At 68.4% G+C, this 23,575-nt stretch carries 19 protein-coding genes and 1 pseudogene; 11 read left to right on the top strand and 9 right to left on the bottom strand.

What is annotated here, in order from left to right; genetic code table 11:
* Nucleotides 1-17: 17 nt before the first annotated feature.
* Both AB0333_RS09780 and AB0333_RS09775 read right to left on the bottom strand, forming a co-directional pair.
* Complete coding sequence (locus AB0333_RS09780; protein WP_366218502.1) at nt 18-1,151, bottom strand: PEP/pyruvate-binding domain-containing protein; 1,134 nt, start codon at nt 1,149-1,151, stop codon at nt 18-20.
* Nucleotides 1,152-1,182: 31 nt separating this feature from the next.
* Nucleotides 1,183-2,541, bottom strand: coding sequence for a cytochrome P450 (locus AB0333_RS09775; protein WP_366218501.1), 1,359 nt, complete (start codon nt 2,539-2,541; stop codon nt 1,183-1,185).
* A 206-nt stretch (nt 2,542-2,747) separates the two neighbouring features.
* On the opposite strand from AB0333_RS09775, the gene AB0333_RS09770 reads away from it, so the two are divergent.
* Together AB0333_RS09770 and AB0333_RS09765 are read left to right on the top strand one after the other, a co-directional pair.
* Nucleotides 2,748-3,434, top strand: coding sequence for an HD domain-containing protein (locus tag AB0333_RS09770; protein ID WP_366218500.1), 687 nt, complete (start codon nt 2,748-2,750; stop codon nt 3,432-3,434).
* Nucleotides 3,435-3,444: 10 nt separating this feature from the next.
* Nucleotides 3,445-4,353 (top strand): IclR family transcriptional regulator, encoded by a 909-nt coding sequence (locus tag AB0333_RS09765; protein WP_366218499.1) that lies wholly within the window; start codon nt 3,445-3,447, stop codon nt 4,351-4,353.
* On the opposite strand, the gene AB0333_RS09760 is transcribed toward AB0333_RS09765, so the two are convergent.
* Nucleotides 4,335-5,174 (bottom strand): enoyl-CoA hydratase-related protein, encoded by an 840-nt coding sequence (locus AB0333_RS09760; protein WP_366218498.1) that lies wholly within the window; start codon nt 5,172-5,174, stop codon nt 4,335-4,337. The two genes, AB0333_RS09765 and AB0333_RS09760, sit on opposite strands and share 19 nt — an antisense overlap.
* 128 nt (nt 5,175-5,302) lie before the next feature.
* Between AB0333_RS09760 and AB0333_RS09755 the strand changes: the two genes are divergently transcribed.
* On the top strand, nt 5,303-5,944 hold the full coding sequence (locus tag AB0333_RS09755; protein ID WP_366218497.1) for a hypothetical protein: 642 nt from the start codon (nt 5,303-5,305) through the stop codon (nt 5,942-5,944).
* A 457-nt stretch (nt 5,945-6,401) separates the two neighbouring features.
* Nucleotides 6,402-7,253: a metal-dependent hydrolase gene (locus AB0333_RS09750; RefSeq protein ID WP_366218496.1), complete on the top strand. Its 852-nt coding sequence runs from the start codon at nt 6,402-6,404 to the stop codon at nt 7,251-7,253.
* A 13-nt stretch (nt 7,254-7,266) separates the two neighbouring features.
* Here AB0333_RS09750 and AB0333_RS09745 read toward each other — a convergent pair whose 3' ends face one another.
* Nucleotides 7,267-8,442, bottom strand: a complete 1,176-nt coding sequence (locus AB0333_RS09745) for an FAD-dependent monooxygenase (protein WP_366218495.1) — start codon at nt 8,440-8,442, stop codon at nt 7,267-7,269.
* Between the two features lie 45 nt (nt 8,443-8,487).
* On the bottom strand, nt 8,488-9,522 hold the full coding sequence (locus tag AB0333_RS09740; RefSeq protein WP_366218494.1) for an ABC transporter substrate-binding protein: 1,035 nt from the start codon (nt 9,520-9,522) through the stop codon (nt 8,488-8,490).
* Nucleotides 9,523-9,719: 197 nt separating this feature from the next.
* On the opposite strand from AB0333_RS09740, the gene AB0333_RS09735 reads away from it, so the two are divergent.
* Nucleotides 9,720-10,478 carry an IclR family transcriptional regulator gene (locus AB0333_RS09735; protein ID WP_366218493.1) on the top strand — a complete coding sequence of 253 codons (759 nt, stop codon included), beginning with the start codon at nt 9,720-9,722 and terminating at the stop codon, nt 10,476-10,478.
* 85 nt (nt 10,479-10,563) lie between these two features.
* Here the strand turns inward: AB0333_RS09735 and AB0333_RS09730 are convergent, their stop codons facing one another.
* Nucleotides 10,564-13,347 (bottom strand): hypothetical protein, encoded by a 2,784-nt coding sequence (locus AB0333_RS09730; RefSeq protein WP_366218492.1) that lies wholly within the window; start codon nt 13,345-13,347, stop codon nt 10,564-10,566.
* 405 nt (nt 13,348-13,752) lie between these two features.
* Here AB0333_RS09730 and AB0333_RS09725 point away from each other — a divergent pair, with 405 nt between their 5' ends.
* Genes AB0333_RS09725 through AB0333_RS09705 form a run of 5 tightly spaced genes read left to right on the top strand, consistent with a single transcriptional unit; the run spans nt 13,753 to nt 19,424 of the window.
* Nucleotides 13,753-14,745: a phosphate/phosphite/phosphonate ABC transporter substrate-binding protein gene (locus tag AB0333_RS09725; RefSeq protein WP_366218491.1), complete on the top strand. Its 993-nt coding sequence runs from the start codon at nt 13,753-13,755 to the stop codon at nt 14,743-14,745.
* Entirely contained in the window at nt 14,735-15,523 is a 789-nt protein-coding gene (gene phnC / locus AB0333_RS09720) for a phosphonate ABC transporter ATP-binding protein (protein ID WP_366218490.1), read from the top strand. Before AB0333_RS09725 ends, phnC begins: the two co-directional genes overlap by 11 nt.
* 1 nt (nt 15,524) lies before the next feature.
* The gene (gene phnE / locus AB0333_RS09715; RefSeq protein ID WP_366218489.1) at nt 15,525-17,168 is read left to right on the top strand and encodes a phosphonate ABC transporter, permease protein PhnE; all 1,644 of its coding nucleotides are present in this window, start codon (nt 15,525-15,527) and stop codon (nt 17,166-17,168) included.
* A gap of 1 nt (nt 17,169) precedes the next feature.
* Nucleotides 17,170-18,450, top strand: coding sequence for a cytochrome P450 (locus tag AB0333_RS09710; RefSeq protein WP_366218488.1), 1,281 nt, complete (start codon nt 17,170-17,172; stop codon nt 18,448-18,450).
* A gap of 47 nt (nt 18,451-18,497) precedes the next feature.
* Nucleotides 18,498-19,424 carry a PaaX family transcriptional regulator C-terminal domain-containing protein gene (locus AB0333_RS09705; RefSeq protein WP_366218487.1) on the top strand — a complete coding sequence of 309 codons (927 nt, stop codon included), beginning with the start codon at nt 18,498-18,500 and terminating at the stop codon, nt 19,422-19,424.
* A gap of 28 nt (nt 19,425-19,452) precedes the next feature.
* Here the strand turns inward: AB0333_RS09705 and AB0333_RS09700 are convergent, their stop codons facing one another.
* From AB0333_RS09700 to AB0333_RS09690, 3 genes and pseudogenes are all read right to left on the bottom strand, one after another.
* Entirely contained in the window at nt 19,453-20,172 is a 720-nt protein-coding gene (locus tag AB0333_RS09700) for a hypothetical protein (RefSeq protein WP_366218486.1), read from the bottom strand.
* A gap of 271 nt (nt 20,173-20,443) precedes the next feature.
* A pseudogene (locus tag AB0333_RS09695) lies at nt 20,444-21,853 on the bottom strand (MFS transporter).
* Nucleotides 21,854-21,969: 116 nt separating this feature from the next.
* A complete protein-coding gene (locus AB0333_RS09690) occupies nt 21,970-22,806 on the bottom strand; it encodes a tryptophan-rich sensory protein (RefSeq protein WP_366218485.1) in 837 nt (278 codons plus the stop codon).
* 181 nt (nt 22,807-22,987) lie between these two features.
* Here AB0333_RS09690 and AB0333_RS09685 point away from each other — a divergent pair, with 181 nt between their 5' ends.
* On the top strand, nt 22,988-23,497 hold the full coding sequence (locus AB0333_RS09685; RefSeq protein ID WP_366218484.1) for a pyrimidine dimer DNA glycosylase/endonuclease V: 510 nt from the start codon (nt 22,988-22,990) through the stop codon (nt 23,495-23,497).
* Nucleotides 23,498-23,575 lie beyond the last annotated feature (78 nt).

The following is a 23,575-nucleotide window of genomic DNA, read 5'->3' as shown; positions in this document are numbered from 1 at the left end:
GAATCGGGTAGTGGCGCTCAGCCACTGCGTCCGTTGAGCATGGATGAGGTGATGCCGCTCATACTGAATCCTGTGGCGGCTCCAGCGGTGGAGCCCGCCGGCTGGGACTGGGTGCCGGGCTGGGAGTCCCCGGCCGGCGTCGTGCTCCCGGAGAAGACCGTCTCCGGCCGGGACTGCAGCAACAGCAGGTCCTCGCCCTCCGGCAGGTCCGCGTCCAGAGCCCACTCGATGTCCTGCGGGCAGCCGTAGTGTCTCTCGGCGCGTTTGGCGAGCGCCCCGAGGGCCATGAGCTGCTGCTCGGTGAGGCTGGGTGCTTTCCGGCGCTGCTCGTCTACAGGGACCTCGATCAGGTCTCCAGTCTCCGGATCCTTCTGGAGCTCGGCGTGCTTGTCACCGATCGTCTGGCCCACCGTGACAAGGGTGACCTTGTCCAGGACGAAATTGTCCGGGGTGACCTCGCCGGAGACCACCATTTCGCCCACCCCCCAGGAGGAGTCCACCGTGATCTGGGACCGGTCCCCCGTGGTCGGGTTCATGGTGATCGCGACCCCCGCCACGCGGGCGTTGACCATCTTCTGCACGGCCACGGCCATGGACAGACCCTCATCCGGGATGCCGTTGCGCATGCGGTAGGTGATCGCCCTGGCTGTGTAGAGCGAGGCCCAGCACTGGCGGATGTGCTCCGTGACGGCCTCGATCCCCTGTAGCCCCAGGTAGGTGTCCTGCTGGCCGGCGAAGCTCGCCCCGGGCAGGTCCTCCGCCGTGGCCGAGGAGCGCACCGCCACGGGGACGGGCTCCTCGAACCGGGACTGCAGCCGCTCATATGCGGTCCGGGTCTCCTGGCGGACAGCGTCCGGGACCGGCCGGGAGCAGATCGCCTCGCGGATCTGTGCGGAGACCTCCTCCACGCGGTCCGTGTCCGCCGGGTCGAGGCCGTCCAGCAGGGAACGGATCTGCTCGCTGATCCCGGTCTCGGCCACGAACGCGTCATAACTGGACGTCGTCACGGTGAACCCGGGAGGCACGGGCATCCCGGCGGCGGTCAGTGATACCAGGGAGGCGCACTTTCCTCCGAGCATCTCCAGCCGGGACTCTCCGGGCTCGTCGAAGTCGTAGATGTACGGGGTGGTCTGGGAAATCGTGGTGCTCATGGTGTCCTCGGTGACGGGTAGCCGCTCGCCCTCAGGCGTCCCAGCGGACGGGAACGGTGAAGGGGGTGCGGAAGGAGAGGTTCTCGCGGAAGTCGATGTGCTGCGACTCGTCCAGTTGGAGCTGCGGGGCACGGTCCGCGACCTCCTCAACGCAGATCTTGGCCTGTAGCTTGGCCAGCATGTTGCCGAGGCAGTAATGGATCCCGAAGCCGAAGGAGAGGTGCTCGCGGGCATTCGGCCGCGAGATGTCGAAGGTCTCACCGTCCTCGAACCGGTCCTCGTCCCGATTGGCCGACCCCAACAGCAGCAGCATGTTGGCACCCTTCGGGATGGCGACCCCACCCACCTCGGTGTCCTCCAGGGCGCGGCGGCGCCAGCCGACGATCGACGGGCTGAAGCGCAGCACCTCATCCAGGGCACTCGGGATGAGCTTCGGATTGTCCACCAGCTGTTGCCACACGTCCCGGCGGGCCAGCAGCTCGCGGAAGGTGTTGGAGATCAGCGTGGTGGTGGTCTCGTGGCCGGCGAAAAGCAGCGAATAGCAGACCGAGGCGATCTCGTGGTCTGAGATCTCGGCGCCGTCCTGTTGGGCGCGGACGATGTCCGCCACGAGGTTGTCACCGCCGTGCTCGTGGGCATGGGCCACGAGGCGCCGGCATTCCTTCCAGTAGGCCACCAGGTTGTGGGCATGCGGGACCTGGTCCTCGTCACTCAGATCCACCCAGGTCAGCGCCGACCGGGAATCGGACCACTGCTTGAACTGGTCCACCTGTTTCGGGTCCGCCCCCACGAGGGTCAGGATGGTGATCGTGGGGATGTCATAGGCCAGGTCCCGCAGCAGGTCGGCCTGCCGGTCCGGGCGGGCCAGGATGGCGTCCACGCGGTCCTGCACGTTCTGGCGGATCATCGGCTCCATGACCTTGAACCGGCGCGGGGTGAAGGCCTTCTGTACGATCGCGCGGATACGGGTGTGCTCCGGGGGCCGGCGGCTGGAGAGACCCGAGTAGACGGTGTGGTCTCCCTCCTGGAAGACCCTCTTGGCCGGGTCGCCGTACCCGCGCACGGGAGCCGCGGTGTTCTCGGAGCTGAAGACCTCCCAGTTGTCGAAGACAGCCTTGATGTCCTCATACTTGGTGATGACCCAGTAGTCGATGCGTTCGTCATACATCACCGGCTCCTCTTGGCGCATGCGGGCGTAGGAGCCAAAGGGACTGCTCAGGTCGAAGGGCAGGTAACCGTGGTGCCCCTCTGCACCACCGGCAGCCAGGCCCACGCCACCGCGGTCGGCGCTCTGGCTGTGGAGCGGCCCGTGGGCAGAGCCGGGGGCGGCTTCGGATCCGTGGGCCACGGGGCAACGGCCCTGCTGTCCGGTGGGAATGGCGGTGCTCATGTGGTTCCTCCATCAGATGAAGTCGGCTGCTCTTGGCTTCGAGTGTGACCGGGAACACTCTGACCACCAAGTCGAGTTTCCCATTGGATGGAAACGGGTTCGATTCCCGCACAGATGCGCCCCGAACTGCCCCCTCCATCAGCCCCGATTCCCAACCAGCGGGAAAATACGTGGAGATCCAACGGGAGATGAGCGACGATCAAGGCATGAGCTCCACAACGCGCGCCAGCGCCAACCAATTGGGCCGCGATGTTCGGTCTCACCTGCCTGACGCCGCCACCCTCCCCGGCATGCCCACCTTGGACCGGCACCATCAACAGATCTGGGCCCTGGCGACCCCCTACCTACGCACCCGCCGCAATGACATCCACTCGCTCTTTGCGTTCTCACTGGCCGCCGCCATGCTGGAGTTCCATCCTGAGGCGCGGCTCGAGGTCGTGCTGCCGGCCATCCTGCTGCATGACACCGGGTGGTCCCAGGTCCCCGCAGACGAGGTGCTGGAGGCCATCGCCCCCGGCGGTGGACGCCCGGACCTGGTGCGCCTGCACGAGGTGGAAGGAGCACGCATCGCCGGCGAGATCCTCGAGGAGGTCGGACACCCCGCCGAGTTCATCTCCGAGATCCAGGACATCATCGACGGCCATGACAGCCGTCAAGAGTCATTGTCCGTCAATGACTCGATCGTCAAGGACGCTGACAAGATCTGGCGCGTCACCCCGTGGGGTCTGGACGTGATCACCGACTGGTTCGGCCTGAGCCGGTCCGAGACCCTCACCCTGTGTGCCTCACGCGTGCACGGCCACCTCTTCACGGACGCCGGCCGGGCCATGGCGATGGGGTTCACGGCACTGGAGTCCATGGCATCCACCGCCGAAGTCGATGCCGTCCGCTGAACGTCCACGATTGGACGGCCAGAGCGACTCCCGATCCGTCACGTCCAAGGTCATGGCGATCCTGGAGGCTTTCGAGGATGAGCCCCGCTCGCTGAGTATGTCTCAGATCGCCGCCGCCTCGGGACTACCAACCAGTACCGCGCACCGGTTGATCCGCGAACTGACGGAGTGGGGCGCACTGAGCCGGGACCACAACGGGCGGTATCAGATCGGAATCCGGCTGTGGGAGCTGAGCCAGAACGCCGGAAGACAGCTGCGGGATACGGCACGGCCCTACCTGCAGGACCTCTACATGCTCACACAGGAGACCGCGATCATCGGGATGCGCGAAGGGTATACGGCGCTCACGCTGGATCGCGTTTACGGTTCGGGCAAGCTACCGAAGACCTCACCCGTGGGCAGCCGCCTGCCGCTGCACGCCACGGCTGTGGGGCTCGTTCTGCTTGCCTACGAGGACGACTGGTTCCAGCAGACCTATCTGCAACGGACATTGGAGTCCTTCACCGATCGGACCTTGGCGGACGCGGGCCAGCTGGCCCGTGAATTAGAGCGCATCAAGCAGCGAGGCTATGCACGGACGGTCGAATCCGTTCGCCCAGGCGCCGGCGCCGTGGCGGTGCCGGTGTTCAACGACGATGGCCACGTGGTGGTGGCCCTGGGTTTGGTTCTGACGGCGGCACGTGCCAAAGCGGCCGCGGATCGTCACCTGCCGGTCCTGAAGGGGATCGCCCAAAAGGTCCAGCAGGCGGCCCTGTACCGCCGTGCCCCTTACCGACAGCTCTGGCCCGCCTTCCCATCCCCGCGGTCTCAACGGAAGGCGGAACCAGGCCCCCCACCCAACCACACCGGTCTGACCCATCCTGACGGCCAGCGGGCCGCCGCGCCGGTCTCAGTCCCGGCTCAGGAGAACCGGGAGTAATCCGGCTTCCGGCGTTCGGCGAAGGCGGTGAAGGCCTCGCGGGCCTCCGGGCTGGCCAGTCGCCCGGTGAACTCGGCGACCTCGCGGTCCATGATGGCGGTCAATCCGTCCGCGTCCCGCATGAGTCGCTTGGTGGCGGCGAGCGCCCCCGGCGGCCTGGCGGCCAGCGCGGCAGCCACCCCCTGCGCCGTCTCGTGGAGAGCCTCCGCCCGGACCACCCGGTTCGCCAGCCCGTAAGCCACGGCATCCTCCGCGGTGAGGGGCTCTGCGAGCGCGAACATGCCGAACGCGCGGGCGTGGCCGATCCGCTGGGGCAACAGCACGGTCGAGGCGGCCTCCGGCACCAGCGCCAGGTCCACGAACGGGGTGATAAGCGTGGCTCCCTCAGCCAGGATCACATAGTCGCAGTGCAGGAGCATGGTGGTCCCCACCCCGACGGCCTGACCCTGGACCGCGGCGACGATCGGCGTGGTGCTGGTCGCCAAAGCGCGGAGGAAGCGCCACACCTTCATCTGCTCGGTGACGCCCGACGCCGGCCCGTCCGCCGGGGTGCCCGAGGTCTCGGTGGCCGTCTGGTCGGCCGTCTGGTCGGCGATCCTGGCAGCCAGCCGGGAGAAGTCCGCGATGTCGTTGCCGGCGCTGAAGAGGTCACCTTCGGCACGGAGCAGGACCACCCTGACCTGCGGATCGGTCTCCGCGCGGACGATCGCGTCGGCCAGCGCGCCGTACATCTCCTCGGTCAGCGCGTTCTTCTTCGCGGGACGATTCAGGGTGACGGTGAGGACGGCATCGTGCAGTTCGACGGCGATGTCCTGGGCCATGGCGCGACTCCTTGGGGTGGCGGGCCGGCCCGGTGTCCGAGCTCCGGCAACAGTCCTTCGATGATGGCATGCCCCAGTCACCCTTATCGCGTCCGTGCCATGAGGCAAGGTAGCCCACAGCTCAGCGCATGGCTGAGCCTCAGCAGGGGGTCGAGTTGGCAGCAACTAATGGACGTCGCCGAAAGGCATCGTGGCTTTTCCTGCTCTGGGTCGTCATGGCGTTCGCGGCTGGCTGCGTCATTGGGATGATGGCGCATTCAGCCTGGCCAATCCCCCTGCATGCACTTCTTGCTTGGGGCTACGCGTTCTCCACGAGCGCCGGCCTTGGCGGTGTTGCCGCTCTTGTCGCCGCCATGATCGCCTATCGAGGAGTCACACGTTCAGCAGACACAGCCCGACAGACGGCACTCGAAGCTTCCAATATGGCCCGCAACACGGCGTTAGAAGCCCAGTGGTGGGAGAACGCGCGATGGGCAGTCGACCGACTTCTCTCGGGTTCAGGAGTCTCTGAAGATGCAGGCAAAGAATCTGTCGAACTGGATGTCGACGTCATCGACGCCAATACCAGCCTGCTGGTTGATGAAGACGCATACGCAGCCATCATCATGCTGGATTACCTCGGGGAGAATGCACCGAGCGAAAAGGCGAGATCCTTCGCGTTGGATGCCCTCGGAACCGTGCTTGGAGTACCCTCCGAGGTAGACAATGTAGACAGTAACTCGGCTAGCAACGTCGCCAATCGTCAATCGAACAGGACCTCTCGTGGCTAAGAAGATCTCTCAGGAGGCGCTCCGGAGCCGCTACCTGCGGAACAGGCGAGCGGCCGCATATGCCTACATTGCCATTGCCAAGAAGCAGAAGCAGGCAGTACCCGAACGTGTGCTAGAAATCGTCGGCGAATCTCCGAACGACTCGTCGGTTCAACGGTCACGCGAGGACCGATCAGCCTAGAGAATGCGGCATCGTCAAGCCGGTGCGCCGCTCTGCTCATGTGTATCACCTGTTCCGCTGAGGTTCGATGGACTTAATGGCGTCTCACCGCAGTACTTAATGGCCATGCCTGGCTCGCCCCTGAATCACGCGGATCAGTACCACCATCCCCTGCCCACGTACTTAATGTCCGGGTATCCACGGACTTCGCGTGATGCCTGTCCTTAATCCGTCTGCGGCTCGTGGTCTGATGGCCAGTCGTTCACCAACACGCCTGACCGGAAGGATCCTCCACCGATGATGGGACCGCACCATGCCGCCTGCGGAGCCGCGGCCTGGGTGTTGATCGCCGCGGACTATACGGTCCCGCTGGGGCCGCTATCCGGCGTCGGGATATTCGGCGCTGGGTCCGGGCTGGTGTTGCCCGATGCGGTCCCACTGGGCTTTGGACTGTTCCCGGGAATCACGGACCTCGGCGTCCTGACCGGCGCGATCGTGGCCGCCGGGGCCGCACTCCTGCCGGACGCCGATCATCGCAGGGCGTCGATCGCCCATTCGCTGCCCCCGGTGTCCGAGTGGATCTGTGCGGCCGTCGGCAAGATCGCCGGCGGGCACCGCAACGGCACCCACTCACTGCTCGGCTTGGCTGCCTTCACACTGCTGGCCTGGCTGCTCTCCACGGTGGCCCTGCCCACCACCCTCGGCCTGCTGCCGGTGGGAGCTGGGCTGGGGACGGTCCTGCTGGCGTCCTTCGCCGTCAAGGCACTGAAGTTCATGCCGGACCGGGCCCAGAGGATCCCCTGGTTGGTGGCCATCCCCCTGGGCGCCCTGGTGACGGTCGGACTGGGCAACCAAGGTCAGCTCTTCGTGGTGGCCGTGGCCACCGGCGTCATCGTCCATATTGCCGGTGACATGCTCACGGACGGCGGGTGCAATCTGCTCTGGCCTGCTTCCTTGAGGCCGCCGCGATTGGTCTCGAGGCTTCCACTCCTTAAGACGCTGTGGAGTACTGGCGGCCGGATGAAGCTGCCGCTCCTCGGGCCTACCGGGTCACGGCGCGAGTGGTCGCTGGCCACGGTGGTCTCGCTGGTGGCGGTCGCCGGATTGCTGAGCGCGCTGGGCCGGATGATCTTTGACGTCGGGGTGTAGGTCCCACCGCCCGTCAGCGCGAGGGCGCCAGGGGCGGCGCCACGAGTGAATCGGCATCATGGCTGCCCAGCCACCCGTAGAACGGCGCCATGCGCCGGATCCTCTCATCCCGCGCGTCGTACTCTTCCTCGACCACCGAATCGTAGAGATGTCCTGCCTCCAGGGACGCCAGTTGCACGGCATTCGCCCGCTCCAGGCGCAACGCCTGATACTGCGTCAGGGCGGCGGGGGCGTCCGCCACGGAGGACCCTTCGAGCGCGGCGGCCAGGGCGAAGGCGTCCTCGATGGTCTGGCTGCCACCCTGGCCGAGGTGGGGCAGCATGGCGTGGGCGGCGTCGCCGAGCAGAGCGAGCCGTCCGCTGGTCCAACTGGTCAGCGGCGGCCTATCGAACAGCCCCCACTGGAACGTGTCCGTGACGCGTTCGATCAGCCCGGTGACCACGGGATCCCAGCCGGCGAACTCCGCGGCGAGCTGCTCTGGATCGCCGGGCGCTGTCCAGGAGTCCCGCTCGCCCCCGTGGGCGGGAACCACCGCGACGATGTTGATCAGCCGGTCCGCCCGGATGGGATACACCAGGAAGTGCTTCCCCGGGCCGATCCACATCTTCGAGGTGCCCCATTCCCAGTCCTCCGCCCCCGTGACGGGCACGAGAGCCCGGTATGCCGCGGTCCCGGAGGATCGCGGGGCGGCGACCTCCCCGATGACGTTGCGGCGGACGACGGAATGGATGCCGTCTGCGCCGATCACCACATCGGCTCGGGCGGTCTCACCGTTCTCAAAACGCAGGCGTACCCCCGAGTCGTCCTGCTCAAGATCGAGCAGCCGATGGCCGGTATGGATCGCGGAGCCCGGCAGCGTGGAGGCGAGCACTTCGATCAGGTCGGCACGATGCACCCCGAAGACCCGGCGGTCCCACGCGGCACCGGGCTCACGGAGCGTGGAGATGAACGTGCCGTCCTCCCGCAGCTGGAAATACCCCTGGTCCAGGTGCGAGCCGACCCGCTCGATCTCCTCCAGCAGACCGAGGCGCTCCAGCAGCCGCCAGCCGTTGGACGCGAGCGAGATGCCCGCTCCGATCTCCCCGAGCGCCCGGGCCTGCTCGAACACCTCGGCGTCGATACCGCGCCGCCGCAGGGCGGCCACCGCAGCCAACCCCCCGATGCCTGCTCCGATCACAGCAACTTTCATTCCTACTCCTCCAAGGTGACAACGGTGGTCCGGACAGCAAGAGCCCTACGGCTGGACGTACAGGGATTCGACATCCAGCGGGTTCTCGGCCATGCCGTACTTGAGCATCAGGTCATAGATGGTCTGCATCTTCTCGACCGGCAGATCCGTGTGCGCCGGCTCCAGACGGATCGACTGGGCCGTCTCCTCGTCCATCTTCAGGAACTCGGGCAGCATGGCCCGGACGCCCTCCTCATCCTGGGCGGCACGCTCGGCCGATTCCGTCAGCGCCTCCTGGAAGGCGGTCACGAGTTCCGGGCTCTCCTCGGCGATCGATGCGCTGGTGAAGGGGATGGTCAAGGGCATACCGTCCATGACCTCCTGGTTCGGATACCCGACGACCACGTTCTCGGGATCGGCCATGGCCCGGCCCATGAAGGGTTCGGGCAGCCACACGGCGTCCACGTTCCCCTGTTCGAGCTGGGCCAGCATGTCTGGGAAGGGCATCTCGTTGAAGTTGATCTTCTCCGGATCAGCCCCGGCCATCTCCGCGGCCTCCATGATCGAGAGGTCGCCCAAGGTGTGGACGGCGTTGACGGACACGGTCTGACCCTCCAGATCGTCGAAGCCGGTGATGCCGGAATCCTTGCGGGCGATCACGGCATTGATGTCATCGCCCTCGGCGGAGGACCAGGAATACCCGGAGACCACCTTCATGGGCAGGCCTTGGTCCGCAGCGGTCAGCACGGACATCGGATTGCCCACAGCGAACTGCATGGATCCGTTCTGGACCGCCGGCAACAGCGCCGCGCCGCCCTGACCCTCGATGAGTTCCACGTCCAGGCCGTGGTCCTCGAAGATCCCCTCGGCCACGCCGTAGCGGAGCTCAGTGGAGGAGGCGATGGCGATGGTGCCCACGGAGATGCTGGTCAGCTCCCCGGAAGTCGCCGCCACGGGGCTCGAGCCGGCCTCTGAGGCGGTCCCCTCGGCGCCCGTCGGTGACCCGGAACCGCACCCCGCCAGGACCAGGGTGCCCGCGGCGAGGGCGGCGACCAGGCCCCGGCGGATCGTGGGGGTGATGGATGCAGCGTGGGAGGTCATGGTGCTTCCTTAGTCAGGGACGGGAGCGGGTGATTCCTGAAGTAAAGACCGGAACCGGGGAATCGACAATGGAATGCACGGCCTTTTCCTCCATGCGGAAAGAGCCAGAATCGGGGCCGGCGGATGGATCCAGATCACCCCTTGTATCGCGGCACAGACGCCTGGCACTCTTTCCTCTATGTGGAAAGGTGGCAAGGATGCTCCAGACCGTTGACCGCGCCCTCCGACTCGTCCGGCTCGTCGCCTCGCGGGGTGAGATGACCCTCACCGAGGCGGCCGGCGCCCTCCAGATCAGCGCCTCCATGGCGCACCGGCTCTTGCGCACATGCGCCGAGGCCGGCTACCTCGATCAAGAACTACGCCACGGCCCGTACACGATCGGCCCCGTACTCCGGCAGATCACCGCCGATGTGGCCCGCGGCTCGACGTTGCCCGATCTGCTCGGAGGCGTGTTGCGGCAGGTCGCCGAGGGAATGCTCGAGACGACCAGCCTCGCCGTCCTGGAGGGCCGGAACATCCGGTTCATCCTGACGGAGGAGGGCACCCATCTGGTGCGGATCGCCCGTCCGGTGCGGACCGTGACCCCGGCTCACGCCACGGCGGCAGGGAGGGCGATGCTGGCGGGGCTGACCGACGACGACCTGGCGGCGCGGTATGAGGGCGCCGCCTTGGAGACGGTCCAGCCGGGAACCATCCAGGACTGGACCCAGCTCAAGGCCGAGATCAAGAAGGTCCGGAACCGGGGATGGGCTATCCAGGTCGGCGAGGCACAACCGGGGGTGGCCGCACTGGCCATGCCACTGCGGGACGGCTTCGGCCAGACGGTGGCCGCGGTGACGGTCATGGTTCCGTACCTCCGGCTCAGCCGGTCGGACGACGCTCGCTCCCTGGCTCACCGCCTGAGGCCGTACGCAGATCAGATGGAACGGCGGCTGGCCTCCGGTTCTGCCCGGTGACAGAGAGATGTTGCCGGCAGGTTAGGACGGGACCCGCCTGAGGTGCAACGCCACCGCGCGGCACCTCCGGCGGTTCTCCTAGCGATCACTTCGCCCGGTAGTCACCCCAGTCCCGCACATCCCACATCCGTGCCGGCTGGCCCGGTGCCTCGCCCGAGGTGAACCGCGCGACGCCCAGGTCCAGGTCCGAGCCGGCGTCCACACGGGCGGCGAGGCGGTCGAGCTGCCGCGGCGAGGTGGACTGCCACCGGCCGGTCTCGATCCGGTCGAACAGGGCGGTCAGGGCCGCTGCCTCCTCCGCGGGGGTGAAGGTGCAGTGCCCCTCGGAGGCCACGAAGGTCTGGCGCAGCTGGCGCGCGGACCCGGCGGCGGTCACGGTGGACCGGTAGGCGGCGTCGTCGGCGATGGTCCCGGCCCCGTCCCCGGTGGTGTGCAGGGACAGCACCGGGGCGTCCAGTCGTCCGGTGAAGGTGGCGGTCTGCTCCACGAGCCGTACCGTCTCAGGATCGGCTGAGAGCCGTTCGGCCCGGTCCAGGGTGTCCAGGTCCTCGGTCAGCGACAGCCCTGCCGCCCGGTAGGCCTGCTTCACCTCGGCCCAGCGACCCGAGCGCTGGAGCTCGCGCCGGTAGTCCACGCCCGTGTTCCAGGAGAAGGTGCCGCCCACGGTCTGTTCATAGCCGGCACGCACGTGGCTGCCCATCGCGAACGGCAGGTGCTCGATGTACCGGTCGATCCGCTTATCCAGCTGGACGCGGCGGATCTCCTGCCCGGTCTCCGGGTCCACGGCCGGGATCTTGCTCAGGGCAGCGGCCAGAGCGGCCCGGGCCCGGCCGTGCTCGGTGGAATCGGCCAGTGCCACCAGGTCGTTCATGGCCTGCAGCTCGGCCGCACGGTCCTCGATGCCCTGGATCTGCATGGCCGAGTCGGGATCGACCAGCTCGCGCAGGGCGAAGGCGGTGTCCAGCTTGTAGTTCCACGTGCTGATGGCTCCCGCACCCCCACCGCACATCGGCAGGGAACCGGCCAACCACTCCGGCGCGGCATCCGCCACGATCCTGGTGGTCAGCCCGCCCTGGGACCGGCCGGCCACCACCACGTCATCGGCGTCACCGGCCAGCCGCCCGAAGGTCTCCACGGCTGCCCCGGCATTGGACTCGTCCAGCACGAGGTCCCAGCCGTCGCTCAACTCATAGCCGATGGCCCCGTATCCCTGTTCGGCCAGCCACTGAGCCGTGGTCCCCGTGAGGTCATCCCGGCCTGGCATCACCACCAGGTCACCGTTCCATTCCGCCGGCTTGTGCAGGGAGTAGGCCCGGTCCCCGTCCAGTGTCCCTTGGTGGGACACCGCCGCGGGAGCCGGTCCCCGTTCCGGGCGGTTCTGTGGGTCAGGGCGGGCGGCGGCGAACGAGCCACCCCGGTCCAGTCCGTCACGGCTGGCGATGCGGTCGGCGGACCGGTTCAGGTGTGACGGCGTCGTGGTGGAGCCCCATTGCCCGGTGTCCAACCGCTGCTGCAGCGCCTCCACAAGGGCGGCCATCTCCGCATCGGCGTAGTCGCAGTGGCCGGGCCGGTCCACGAAGGCCTGCCGCAGCAGGGACTGGTCCCCGTTCTCCCGCACGCGGTCCGCATAGGTGCGGGCCTGGGTGACGGTGGGGGCGGTGTCCCCGGTCTCATGCAGGGACAGGACGGGGCCGTCGATCTCGCCGGCCGGCGTCGCGTTCCGCTGCATGTAGGCGACCGCCTCCGGATCGGCGGAGATCCGCTCGGCGTCCGCCAGGTTCTCCAGGTCCCGGTCCAGAGAGAGGCCGGCCTGGCGGTACAGGTTCCGCACCAGCTGCTGCTGGTCCGAGCCTTGCAGGGCCTTCGTGTAGTCGACTCCGGTGTTCCAGGAGAAGTTGCCGCCAGCGCGGTCCTCGAGGGGCTGCCGCGGCGAGACCACCCCGAACATGAACGCCTGGTAGAGCTGGTCCTGCTGGGCGGCCCAGTCGCTCGCCGAGGGCTTCTCGTCCTCCGCCTGCGTCCACGTCGGGATCTGCGCCAGGCTCGCGGCGAGCGCGATGCGGGCGCGGCCCTCCGGCGTCGCCTGCGCCGCATCCAGCACCTCACGGAAGGCTGCCTGGCGTTCGGCCTCATCACTGATGTTGACCAGCTGGAGGCGCTCGTCCCCGGGAGCCAGCAGGGTCCGCAGGGCGAAGGTGCCATCCAGGCTGCCGTTGAGCATGGGGATAGCCCCGGCCACGGAACCGCACAGAGGCAAGGCCGCATCGATGACATCCGCATGCTGCTCCAGGGCGGCCACCGAGGTCAGCCCGCCCATGGACGAGCCCCAGGCGATGACGTCCTCGGGCTCCCCCAGCCGGTCACGGACGGCGTCCATCACCAGCGGCTGGTTCTCCAGCAGCCCCTCCACGGCCCATCCGCCCTCGGCCGCGGAAGTCCCCGCGAGCGCATATCCACGGTCCGCGAGCCAGTCAACGAGTCCCTCACTGGGTCCGGCCGATGGGTTGGATCCGCCGCCCCCGTAGCCGGGGTTCCAGATCAGCACGGTGCCGTTCCATCGCTCCGGGGTCATCAGCACGTAGTGCCCGCCGTTCGGCAGGTCTCCGCGGACGGTTTCGGAGGCGCCCGGTCCACTGGCCGTGGACGACGTCGGCCCGGAACCCACCGCTCCCACCGGCCCGGCCAGCGCGGGTGCGGGACCCAGCAGTGACGCGGTGAGCGCGGTGGCCAGGGTGGCGCCGGCGAGAACGCGTCCGCGCGGCTTCCCCGGCGTCTGATCCGTGCGAGTCAGGAAGGTGCGGGCGTGGGGCCGGCGACGGCTGTGGTCGTCATTTCGGTCAGATGAGTTCTGGGGAGGGGCAGTGGACATGTTTCGGGCTCGCCTTCGGTGCAGGAGATACGAGGAATGAGGACCACGAGACGCGCATGGGGTGCCAGAGGTACACAGACTGCATATTTTGTGCCGCTTCAATGACTAACTGCGGCTGGTGACCGCCATCGTCGTCGAGGACATGCGTGGGATGGCTCATACCGTGGCACGCCTCTGCGCGGCTGTCAACGCCTACTCCTCCGAGATTTCCATTGACATCTACAACTGATTCTGGTGTGATACCAAACACGTTCACCCTGCACCTCCTGCCACTCGCATCAATTGGCCACACTTATTCAACCGACCAGACATTTACCTGACCTCCATTGAACGCACGCCTGGCCCACAGCAGAACCACGCCGGAACCACCCCTGACCCCCATCTGGACTTTCCCGAGGAGAGACCATGCGCACCCATCTCAAGACCCTGGGCCTCCTGGCCGCAGCCGCGATCGCCCTGACAGCCTGCGGCGAGAGCCCCAACGCCCGCCCGGCAGACACCACGAGTGATGCCCCCGCCGAACTCGTCTTCGCCGTGGTCCCCACGGACAACAGCGAGGAACTGCTGGCCTCCTTCGAACCGGTGGTCGCGGCCATCGAGGAGGAGACAGGCCTGCCGGTGGAGATCCAGGCCGTCAGCAACAACGCCGGCGTCATCGAGGCCCAGGTCTCTGAGCGCGTGGACATCGCGGTCTACGGAGCGTTCTCCTACTACCTGGCCTCGGACGTGGCGGAGGTCGAGCCGGTGGCGAAGGACCAGCTCTCCCCCGAGCCCGGTTCCGGCTCGGTCAGTTCCCTCGGCGTCACCGCACCCGGCAGCGGCATCAGCTCACTGGAAGACCTCAAAGGCAAGGACGTGTGCTTCACGGACCCGGCCTCCACCACCGGGTACCTGGCCGCTGCGGCCGCCCTGATGGAAGCGGACATCAACCCGGAGGAGGACCTGAACCCCGTCTTTGCCGGCTCCCATGACGTCGCGGTCACCCAGATGATCGCCGGTGACTGCGATGCGGCGTTCGTGGCCGAGACCTTCGTGACGGAGCTCCTGCCGGCCCGCGGAATCATCCAGGACGGGGACACGGAGACGTTCTTCACCTCCGATCCCATCCCGGGTACGCCCATGGTGGTGGGCTCCTGGCTCTCCCAGGACATCAAGGACGGCGTGGCCCGCGCCATGGAGAAGTACGACGCCGTCTCCGCCGTGGAGGCCGGCTTCTGCGAGGAGGGCGCCCAGCGTGAAGCCCCGGCCCCGTGGGGCGAGGACGTGGCCGGCAGCCCCGCCTGCGAGTGGGGCGGCACGGGCGCCTTCGCCTTCGAGCCGGCTACGGACGCCGACTACGATCCGATCCGCGAGATCTGCGAGACCACCCAGGCGGAGGTCTGCCGTGATGACGCTTGAGAAGCCCGCGGCCGAGACCGCGCAACACTCCCCCAGCATCACCCTGGACGGGGTCGTCAAGCGGTTCGGGGATAACACGGTGCTGCACGGGGTGGACCTGCAGATCCACCCCGGCGAGTTCATCGCCCTCGTGGGCCCCTCCGGTGCCGGCAAGTCGACCCTGTTGCGCCTGCTGAACGGCAGCCACTCACCGACCGAGGGCCACGTCCAGGTCCTCGGCCGGGAGCCGGCCCGCTGCAGCCGGCGCGAGCTTCGGCGCCTGCGCACCGAGATCGGCTTCGTGTTCCAGCAGTTCGGCCTGGTCGGCCGGCTGACTGCGCTGGAGAACGTGCTGATGGGTGCCCTGGGCTCCCTGAGCATGCCCCGTTACGGGATCACGACCTACCCGAAGCGGTTGCGCGAACGCGCCGTGGAGAACCTGGAGCGGGTCGGCCTGGTGGACCAGCGCTTCCAGCGGTGTGACACCCTCTCCGGCGGCCAGCAGCAGCGCGTGGCCATCGCCCGCATGCTGATGCAGGACGCCCGGCTAGTGCTCGCGGACGAGCCCGTGGCCTCCCTGGACCCGGCGGCCAGCATCTCCGTGCTGGAGACCCTGAAGAAGCTCAGCGCCGAGGACGGCTTCACCGTGGTGTGCTCCCTGCACCAGGTGGACCTCGCCCTGGAGGTCTCGGACCGAATCGTGGCGGTGCGGGACGGGCAGTTCATCCTGGACAAGCCCACGCACACCACGGACGAGCCGGAGATTCGCGCCATCTACCAAGCCCACCGGGGTGCCTGACATGCCCACCACGCTCATGCCGCCGGGCACCCGGGGCCGGACTCCGGAGCCCGCGCTGGCCCGGCCGCCCCGGGCTCCCGCCGCCACCTGGGTGATCCCGCTGATCCTGGGGGCCGTCACGGTCTTCGGACTGTGGTGGATCGACGTCCGCCCCGCGGCCATCGCCGCCGGCTTCGAGGACATCACCCGGCTGCTGGGCCGGATGTTCCCCGCGACCACAGGCCCCGTGCCGGAACTGGCCGCACTCGTCCTCGAGACCCTGCAGATCGCGATCGCCGGCACCGGCATCGCGGCCCTGGTCTCCATCCCGCTGGCGGCCGGCGCGGCGAACACCTTCACCGGGCCGCGCTGGGTCCAGTGGCTCTGCCGCACGCTGATCGTGGTCAGCCGCGCCGTGCCCTCCCTCGTCTTCGCCATCATCTTCGTGCGCATCTTCGGGCTCGGCCCGGCAGCCGGAGCCCTGGCCATCGCGTTCCACTCCGTGGGCATGATCGGCAAGATGATGACGGATGTCTTCGAGGAGATCTCTGCCGCACCCCGGGAGGCCGTGAACGCCACCGGGGCGAACCGCTTCCAGGTCTTCGTCGCCACCACCTTCACCCAGGCCTTGCCGCAGATGACCTCGTTCGTCCTCTACCGCCTGGACATCAACATCCGCGCGTCCTCCATACTCGGCCTCGTGGGCGCCGGCGGCATCGGCGTGGCCCTGCAGCGCTCCATCGGCAGCCTGGACTACCCGCGCGCCGCCGGGATCATCGCCGTCATCATCGTCCTGCTGCTCGTCCTCGAGCTCATCTCGAACCTGGTGCAGCGCGTCGTGTCCGAGCATGCCGGGGACACCAAACACTCGATGACGTTCCCACCGGGCAAGGAGCTCTCCTCCCCCGGCTGGAACGCACCCCGGGTGGGCCGCAGCGCCGGGCTGCTGGCCGGCGTCGTGCTCTTCATCCTGTCCCTGTCCGCGCTGAGCATCTCCCCGGACCGGCTGGCCCGGGGCTGGGAGAACGCCGTGGCCATGCTCACCGGGTTCGTGCCGCCGGTGTTCACCGCGGAGATCGCCCTGGGCCTCTTCGAGAGCCTCGTGATGGCTTTGACGGCCACCACCTTCGGCGTGCTGATCGGACTGGTCATCGCGGTGTTCTCCACGGATCACCTCGTGAAGGTGCCGTTGCTCGGCTGGGCGCTGCGTGGTGTCATCGTGGTGGTCCGCGGCGTGCCGGACATCGTCTACGCGATCGTGTTCGTGGCCGCCCTGGGGTTGGGACCGTTCGCCGGATTCCTGGCGCTAGCCATCTCCTGCACGGCGCTGGCCTCCAAGTTCTTCACGGATGCGCTGCAGAACATCGACCCGAGCCCCATCCGCGCCCTCGAGGCCGTGGGCGCCGGCCGGCTCCAGGCCTTCGTGTCCGGCGCCTGGCCCCAGTTCGTCCCCTCCTGCATCGGCAACAGCCTGTTCACCGCGGACCTGGCGCTGCGCGAATCGGCGGTCCTCGGGATCGTCGGCGCCGGCGGCATCGGTTTCCTGCTCCACGAATCCGTCACCTCGATCGACTACCAGTCCACCGCCGGGATCCTCATCGGCCTCATCGTCGTGGTGGTCGCGGTCGAGCAAATGGCGCGCTGGGCGCGCAGGAAGGTCATCTGAGATGACAACCCCACACCCCCCGAGCACGACGACGGCCGGCACCGGCCGCTGCCCGTTCACCGGAAACTCAGCTCCCGAGGATTCTGGCGAGGCGCGCCAATCCGAGTGGTCCCCCGACCGGAACGAGACGTTCGGCTCCGCCCACGCCGACTATGCGGCCCTGCGCGAGCAGAACCCGTTCCCCTGGAGCGCGGACTACGGCGGGTTCTGGGCGGCCACCACCTATGAGGACATCCTGGCCATCACCCAGGACGACGAACTGTTCAGCACGGCCAAGCAGAACGTGGTGCCGCACGTCCCCCGGGCGTCCCGACGGCCGCCGCTGCACTTCGATCCGCCGGAGCACACCGACTACCGCACCGCCATCGATCCGGTGTTCCGCCGCTCGGTGGTTACCGAGCATGCCGGCGCCTTCCGGGACAGCGCCCGCCGGCTGGTGGACGGGATGCTGACGGAGTCCTCCCCGGACGGAGTCCGGCATCTGGCGGCCCCCTTCGCCATGGACTGCTTCGCCTCCCTGCTCGGACTGGCCCGGGACCAGACCCGGGAGATCCGCGAGATCGGCGTGCGCTACGGCTTTGCCATCCAGGACATGGACAACTCGGTGATCGAGGAGTGCAGCAAGCGGCTCTATGAGATCGCCCGCGAGATCTACGACCGGCGGCTGGCGGAGGACCCGGACCCGTCCCGGGACCTGGTGGCCGGCCTTCACCGCGCCGCCCTGGACCCGGACACGGCCATCACGGAGACCAGTGCCGTCGCCACCATCCGGCAGCTGATCGTGGCCGGGATGGGAGCACCCCAGGCCGTGCTGGGCAGCTGCATCGCCCACCTGGCCACGGACCTCGATCTCCAGGCGCACTTGAGGGCCCATCCGGAGGACCTGCCCTCGGCGATCGAGGAGATGCTCCGCCTGCATGCGCCGTACCGGGTGTTCGCGCGGACCGCCAAGCGGGACACCGTGATCCACGGTCGGGCGGTGGCCCAGGACGAGCCCATCGCCCTGATCTTCCCCTCCGCCAACCGGGACGAGACCCGCTTCGAGGACCCGGACACCTTCGTCCTGCGGCGCAAGCAGAACTCGCACCTGGCCTTCGGGCGCGGTTCCCACAAGTGCCCGGCCGCTACGATGGGACGACTCGAGTTGCTCATCGCCCTCGAGGAGCTACTCGCCCGGACGGAGACCTTCTCATTGGCAGGGGACATCGTGATGATGAACTGGCTCGAATACGGCCCCCGCTCCGTTCCGCTGACCCTGCGCCCCGCTGACGGGATGCCGTGAGCCCCACGGATCCGAGCCGCGGGAACCTCCCCCGCTACCAATCCGGTGTGGCACCGCAGCGCATGCTCACAGTGCTGCTCGGCGACTACTGGTTCGGCCGCAGCGAACCCCTGCCCTCCAGCGCCCTGGTGGAGCTGCTCGGTGCCCTCGAGATCACGCCCTCCAGCGCCCGGGCCGCCATCCAACGGCTGGCCCAGCGGGGGTTCCTCGTGGCCCACAAGGATGGCCGGCGCACCTCTTACTCCGTCCACGCCGGCAGCCGGAAGACCCAGGCCCAGCGCGTCGAGCGGATCTTCCAGGCGCACCGCGAGCGCCCCTGGGACGGGACGTGGACCATCATCACCTACCGGGTGCCGGAGACCGCGGCCCCCCTGCGCCGGGCCGTGCGGGACACCCTGCGCCAGCTGCGGTTCGGTCACCTCAATGACGGGGTCTGGATCAAGCCGGGCAGCCACGCCGAGGAGGCGTTCGCCCACCTGAAGCAGGGCGACGAACCCGTGCTGACACTCGTGTCCCTGTTCGAGGGGGCCCGGCTGCCGGACTTCGTCTCTCCCCTGGAGCTGAGGCGTGCCTTCGATGCGGACGCCCTGGACGAGGAGTACCTGTCCTTCGCCCTGCGGTGGGAGGCCCGGGCCCGGGACCTCGGAGACCAGTGGCCTACCGGCGTGGAGGCCCTGCGCCTGCGCACGGAGGTCCTCTCCGAATGGCGGCCGCTCGCCCACCAGGACCCCCGGCTTCCCAACGCCCTGCTGCCCGATGAGCCGCCGCTGCGCCGCGCCGCCACGGCGACCGCCCTGTTCTATGACGGCCTGGGGCCCTCCGCGGAGAACGCCGTCCGGAAGATCATCGAACGGCACCAGCCCGAGCTGGCGCCCCTGGTGCTCCACCACACCTTCGCGGCCTCGGACCGGCTGCTCACACCGGATGGTTCACCCTCATTGACCTCCACACCACCACGGGAGCTTTTCTCCTAGCTCGTCGATGCGGTCCGGCGGGGCCGGCTCAACTCCTTCCAACGCCTCCGAGCCGCGGCACGGCCTCGTCGTCGTGGAAGTCCCGGTCCCGCGCGCGGCCGCGGGCCTCGAGCACGCGGAGGGTGGCGGTCGGCAACAAGGTGACGCCGGAGAGGCTCGTCCGCGAGGGCGGAACCATGCGGCGGTGGTCCGGATCGCGTTCGAGCGCGGCCCGGCCGGCCGAGGTGTCGGTACCGTCAGCCGCCAACAGGCTGGGCAGGGTGGAGGCGAAGCGCAGCCGTCCGGCCCCGGTGCTCAGGTACAGCAGCCGGGCTCCCTGCCGGTCCCGGGCCAGCAGCACCTTCTCACGGGGTGCGTCCACGAGGGCCAGGGCGAAGATCCCCTGCAGGTGGTCCACGAAGTGCTCACCCCACCGGTGGTAGGCCGCGAGCACGACCTCAGCGTCCGAACCCGACCGGAACGGGAAGCACTCGTCCAGGTCGTCACGCAGGTCCGGTCCATTGTCCAGCCGACCGTCGAACATCAGGCACCAGCCCAGCCGCTCATCGAGCATGGACTGGGCCGTGGCCCCGGCCTGCTCGCCGGTCTCGGTCGGGCGATGGCCCACCGCCACCCAACCCCAGTCACAGATGCCCGGATCCGCTGGTCCGCCCGCGTCCCTCGCGGCGTCCATGGCCTGGATCATCCTGTCCACACTGGCGGTATCGGCCCACGCCCCGCGGACGGAGACTTCGCCGGCGATGCCCATCGTCACATCCCCCGCAGGCTGGACGACACCATGAGCACGGGCAGTGCGCGTGCCCATGGGAACCGGGCGGGCTCGATGAGACCAGCCGTCCCATGGCAAGAAGCACTAAAGGTGGTGGTCAGTGGAACAGCGTTGGGCACGAAGGCCTCCTCGAGAGTCGTTCGAAGAGTTCGCGGCCGCTGCTTGACCGTTAACACGAATGGGTGATGTTTAGTGTACCAAGGATGTGACCTGGAGCACGTCACATGTGACAGAGGCGCGTGAGCCAGGGCTACGAGGCGGTGCGGTCCAGCTTGGCCAGATCCGCGGCCTCGGTGCGCGTGGTGTGCAACTCGTCGATGCCCGCCAGCGTCTTGTCCTTGGTCTCCTTGGCCGTCAGCGCTGCCACCACGGAGATCAGGCAGGCACCGCTGACCACGAGGGAGACGGCGAGCCAGTTGGTGCCCTGGGCACCGGCCACGGCCGAGGCGAGGACCGGGGTGAGGCCACCGGAGACGGCGAAGCCGATCTGGGTGCCCATGGCCAGGCCGGTGACGCGGACCCGGGTGGGGAACATCTCGGCGTAGAACGAGGGCCAGATGCCGTTCGAGAGCGAGTAGAGACAGCCCGAGAGGATGGCGCCGTAGACGAAGATCAGAGTCCAGTCCCCCGCCGCGACGGCCCCCAGATAGGGGTACATCATCACCGCGGGTCCCACCACGCCGGCGATGAAGACCGGCTTCCGGCCGATCTTGTCTGCCAGCAGTGCGCCCAGCGGGATGGCCGCCAGGGCCACGGCATTGGCCACCACGGCGACCAGCAGCATGGTCGACCGGTCCAGGCCCACCACCGAGGTGGCGAAGGAGAGCGACCAGACCAGGAACACCACGTTGACGGTGTTGATCATGGCCGCGCAGGCGATCCGGAGCACGGCCGTCTTGTGGTACTTGACCATCAGCCTCAGCGGGGTGGCCGGCTTCTCCTCCGGCAGTTGCGCCTTGGCCTTCTCGAAGGCCGGCGGTTCCTCCAGCCGGCGCCGGATCAGCCAGGCGACGACCACCACCACGGCAGAGAGCCAGAACGGGACGCGCCAGCCCCAGGAGAACAACTATTCCTCGGTGAGCAGGGAGGTGAAGGGAATGAACACGGCCGTGGCCAGCAGGGTGCCGAACTGCGTGCCTTGCAGCGTCCAGCTGGTGGTGAAGGCACGATGGTTCTCCTCGGCGTGCTCCAGGGACACCGAGATGGCGCCGGCCTGCTCCCCCGAGGCGGACAGCCCTTGGATGACCCGGCACAGCACCAGCAGGGCCGGTGCCAGGAGCCCGACCTGTTCGTAGGTCGGCAGGCAGCCGACGGCAAAGGTGGCCCCGCCCATCATGAACAGGGTCAGCATGAGCACGAACTTCCGGCCCATCCGGTCCCCGAGCGGCCCCATCACCAGGGCCCCCAGCGGGCGGACCACATAGGCCACGCCCACGGTGCCCAACGACAGCAGGATCGCGATACCCGGAGACGTGCTCTCGGCGAAGAACAGGTGGTTGAGCACCAGCGCCGCGGCGGTGCCATAGACGGCGAAATCATAGTACTCGAGGGCGGAGCCGATCCACGCGGCCAGCGCCGCCTTCTTCGGGGTCTTGCCGTGGGTGGGGGCCGGTGCACCGGCCGTTCCGGCCGCCCCGGATGATGCGGACTGCTCGGACATGACGGGCTCCCTCCGACGGTGGTCCCCCATCGTAGGGCCGGACCCGGCCGGGTGTACCGCGCAGCCGTGCGGCAGGTTCCGGCGCCAGCTCAGCCGGGGGCCTTCAGACCCGCACCTCAACCGCCATGACGACGCCGGCCGGCCCGTTCGGCTGGCTCCGCCCACCGCTCCGCCGCCACCCGGAACACCACAGCCGCAATCAGCACCACGGCTGCCGCGACTCCCGCTGCCACCGCGGTGCCGGTCGATTCCAGCCCGCCGTCCAGGCGGCCCACGGTGATCCAGGAGAGCCCCCAGGCCAGGGCGAGGGCGGGTGCGATCTTCCCGCCGCTGCGCCAGGCGGTGGCCACCCCGATGATCGCAGCGACGGCCAGTACCACCGAGGACAGCAGCGTGACCGGCAGCCCGAAGCCGTCGAAGCCGGCGGCACCCAGCACGGCGGAAGTGTTCGCCACGGTGGCGATGGTGACCCAGCCCAGGTACAGGCCGAAGGTCCCGTCCGTGATCAGGGCATCAGCCCTGCCCTCCGACGCGGTACGGACGAGCAGCATCAGGATGCGGCCGAGCACGGCGAGCAACGCCACGATCACCACCAGGCTCAGGTTCAGCCAGCCGAACTGCACCACCCAGATCCACGCGGCGTTGAGCAGCATCGCGGCCACGGCCCACGGCCGCAGCAGCCGCTGCCGATCGGACCGGCGCTGGGCGGGCAGCAGCTGCCAGATCGAATAGGCGAGCAGTCCCAGGTAGATCACGGACCAGATGCGGAAGGCGCCGGAGGCCGGCGCCAGCGGCGTGGAGTCCTCATTCAGCCACCCACCGGCCGCCTCGGCGATCGGCGTGCCGCCGAGTACCCCGCTGCCGAGGAACGCCCCGGCGGTGGCGACGATCCCGCTGACGAGCACCAGCAACGGAATCGCAAGTCCGGTGGTCCGTGGGGCAGTGGCATCCATGGGTCTCTCCTCGGGTGGCAGGTCAGTCCTCGTGCATGTGATTCGAGCTAACCATTTCGATCATCGAGATAAAAGGCTGGATCGGCCGGGTGACATGGCTCGACGTCACGTATCGGTGCGCGTTCGTGCGGTCAGGCGGGTTAGGTCCGGTGAGAACGGTTGGCTGCGGGATGATGGGGGCATGCGACTGTGGAGTCTCCATCCCCGTTACCTGGACCGCCAAGGACTCACCGGTGGATGGCGCGAGGCACTGCTGGCCCAGGCCGTGCTGGCCGGTCGCACCAAGGGATACCGTTCGCATCCGCAGCTCGTGCGGTTCCGTTCGCACCCGGATCCCGCCGCCGCAGTCGGGGCCTTCCTCCTCGTCACAGCGGAGGAGGCCGCCGAACGCGGCTACAACTTCGACGTGACCCGGATCGACCGGCCCGGCCATCCGGCGTCGGGACTGGCGCACGACGCCGGCCGGGACCTCCCGGTGGACGGAACCTTCTCCGGCGTCCCCCGACTCCCGGTCGCCCAGATCCCGGTGACGGAAGGCCAGGTCGCCTACGAGTGGAAGCACCTCCTGGCCAAGATCGGCCAGCGGACCCCGGAACGGCTGGAAGGCCTGGTCGGCATCAGCGCGCCGCAGGTCCACCCGTTGTTCGAGGTCGTTCCGGGCCACATTGAGTCGTGGGAGCGGCTGGGCTAATCCCCATACTGTTCAATGAGGTTGTGGCGGCTTGCGGCTGTGTCCCAGTGAGTGCGTTGGTCCATGACGCGCCGGAGC

The sequence above is a fragment of the Citricoccus sp. NPDC079358 genome (assembly GCF_040702545.1).
In the GTDB taxonomy this organism is placed as follows: Bacteria; Actinomycetota; Actinomycetes; order Actinomycetales; family Micrococcaceae; genus Citricoccus.
This window is presented reverse-complemented; position numbering and strand designations above follow the sequence as displayed.

Bases quoted from the DNA above. Each gene is read 5' to 3' on its own strand.
- AB0333_RS09780 (WP_366218502.1), bottom strand. From the start codon at position 1,151: ATGAGCACCACGATTTCCCAGACCACCCCGTACATCTACGACTTCGAC.
- AB0333_RS09775 (WP_366218501.1), bottom strand. From the start codon at position 2,541: ATGAGCACCGCCATTCCCACCGGACAGCAGGGCCGTTGCCCCGTGGCC.
- AB0333_RS09770 (WP_366218500.1), top strand. From the start codon at position 2,748: ATGAGCTCCACAACGCGCGCCAGCGCCAACCAATTGGGCCGCGATGTT.
- AB0333_RS09760 (WP_366218498.1), bottom strand. From the start codon at position 5,174: ATGGCCCAGGACATCGCCGTCGAACTGCACGATGCCGTCCTCACCGTC.
- AB0333_RS09755 (WP_366218497.1), top strand. From the start codon at position 5,303: ATGGCTGAGCCTCAGCAGGGGGTCGAGTTGGCAGCAACTAATGGACGT.
- AB0333_RS09750 (WP_366218496.1), top strand. From the start codon at position 6,402: ATGATGGGACCGCACCATGCCGCCTGCGGAGCCGCGGCCTGGGTGTTG.
- AB0333_RS09745 (WP_366218495.1), bottom strand. From the start codon at position 8,442: ATGAAAGTTGCTGTGATCGGAGCAGGCATCGGGGGGTTGGCTGCGGTG.
- AB0333_RS09740 (WP_366218494.1), bottom strand. From the start codon at position 9,522: ATGACCTCCCACGCTGCATCCATCACCCCCACGATCCGCCGGGGCCTG.
- AB0333_RS09735 (WP_366218493.1), top strand. From the start codon at position 9,720: ATGCTCCAGACCGTTGACCGCGCCCTCCGACTCGTCCGGCTCGTCGCC.
- AB0333_RS09730 (WP_366218492.1), bottom strand. From the start codon at position 13,347: ATGTCCACTGCCCCTCCCCAGAACTCATCTGACCGAAATGACGACCAC.
- AB0333_RS09725 (WP_366218491.1), top strand. From the start codon at position 13,753: ATGCGCACCCATCTCAAGACCCTGGGCCTCCTGGCCGCAGCCGCGATC.
- phnC (WP_366218490.1), top strand. From the start codon at position 14,735: ATGACGCTTGAGAAGCCCGCGGCCGAGACCGCGCAACACTCCCCCAGC.
- phnE (WP_366218489.1), top strand. From the start codon at position 15,525: ATGCCCACCACGCTCATGCCGCCGGGCACCCGGGGCCGGACTCCGGAG.
- AB0333_RS09710 (WP_366218488.1), top strand. From the start codon at position 17,170: ATGACAACCCCACACCCCCCGAGCACGACGACGGCCGGCACCGGCCGC.
- AB0333_RS09700 (WP_366218486.1), bottom strand. From the start codon at position 20,172: ATGGGCATCGCCGGCGAAGTCTCCGTCCGCGGGGCGTGGGCCGATACC.
- AB0333_RS09690 (WP_366218485.1), bottom strand. From the start codon at position 22,806: ATGGATGCCACTGCCCCACGGACCACCGGACTTGCGATTCCGTTGCTG.
- AB0333_RS09685 (WP_366218484.1), top strand. From the start codon at position 22,988: ATGCGACTGTGGAGTCTCCATCCCCGTTACCTGGACCGCCAAGGACTC.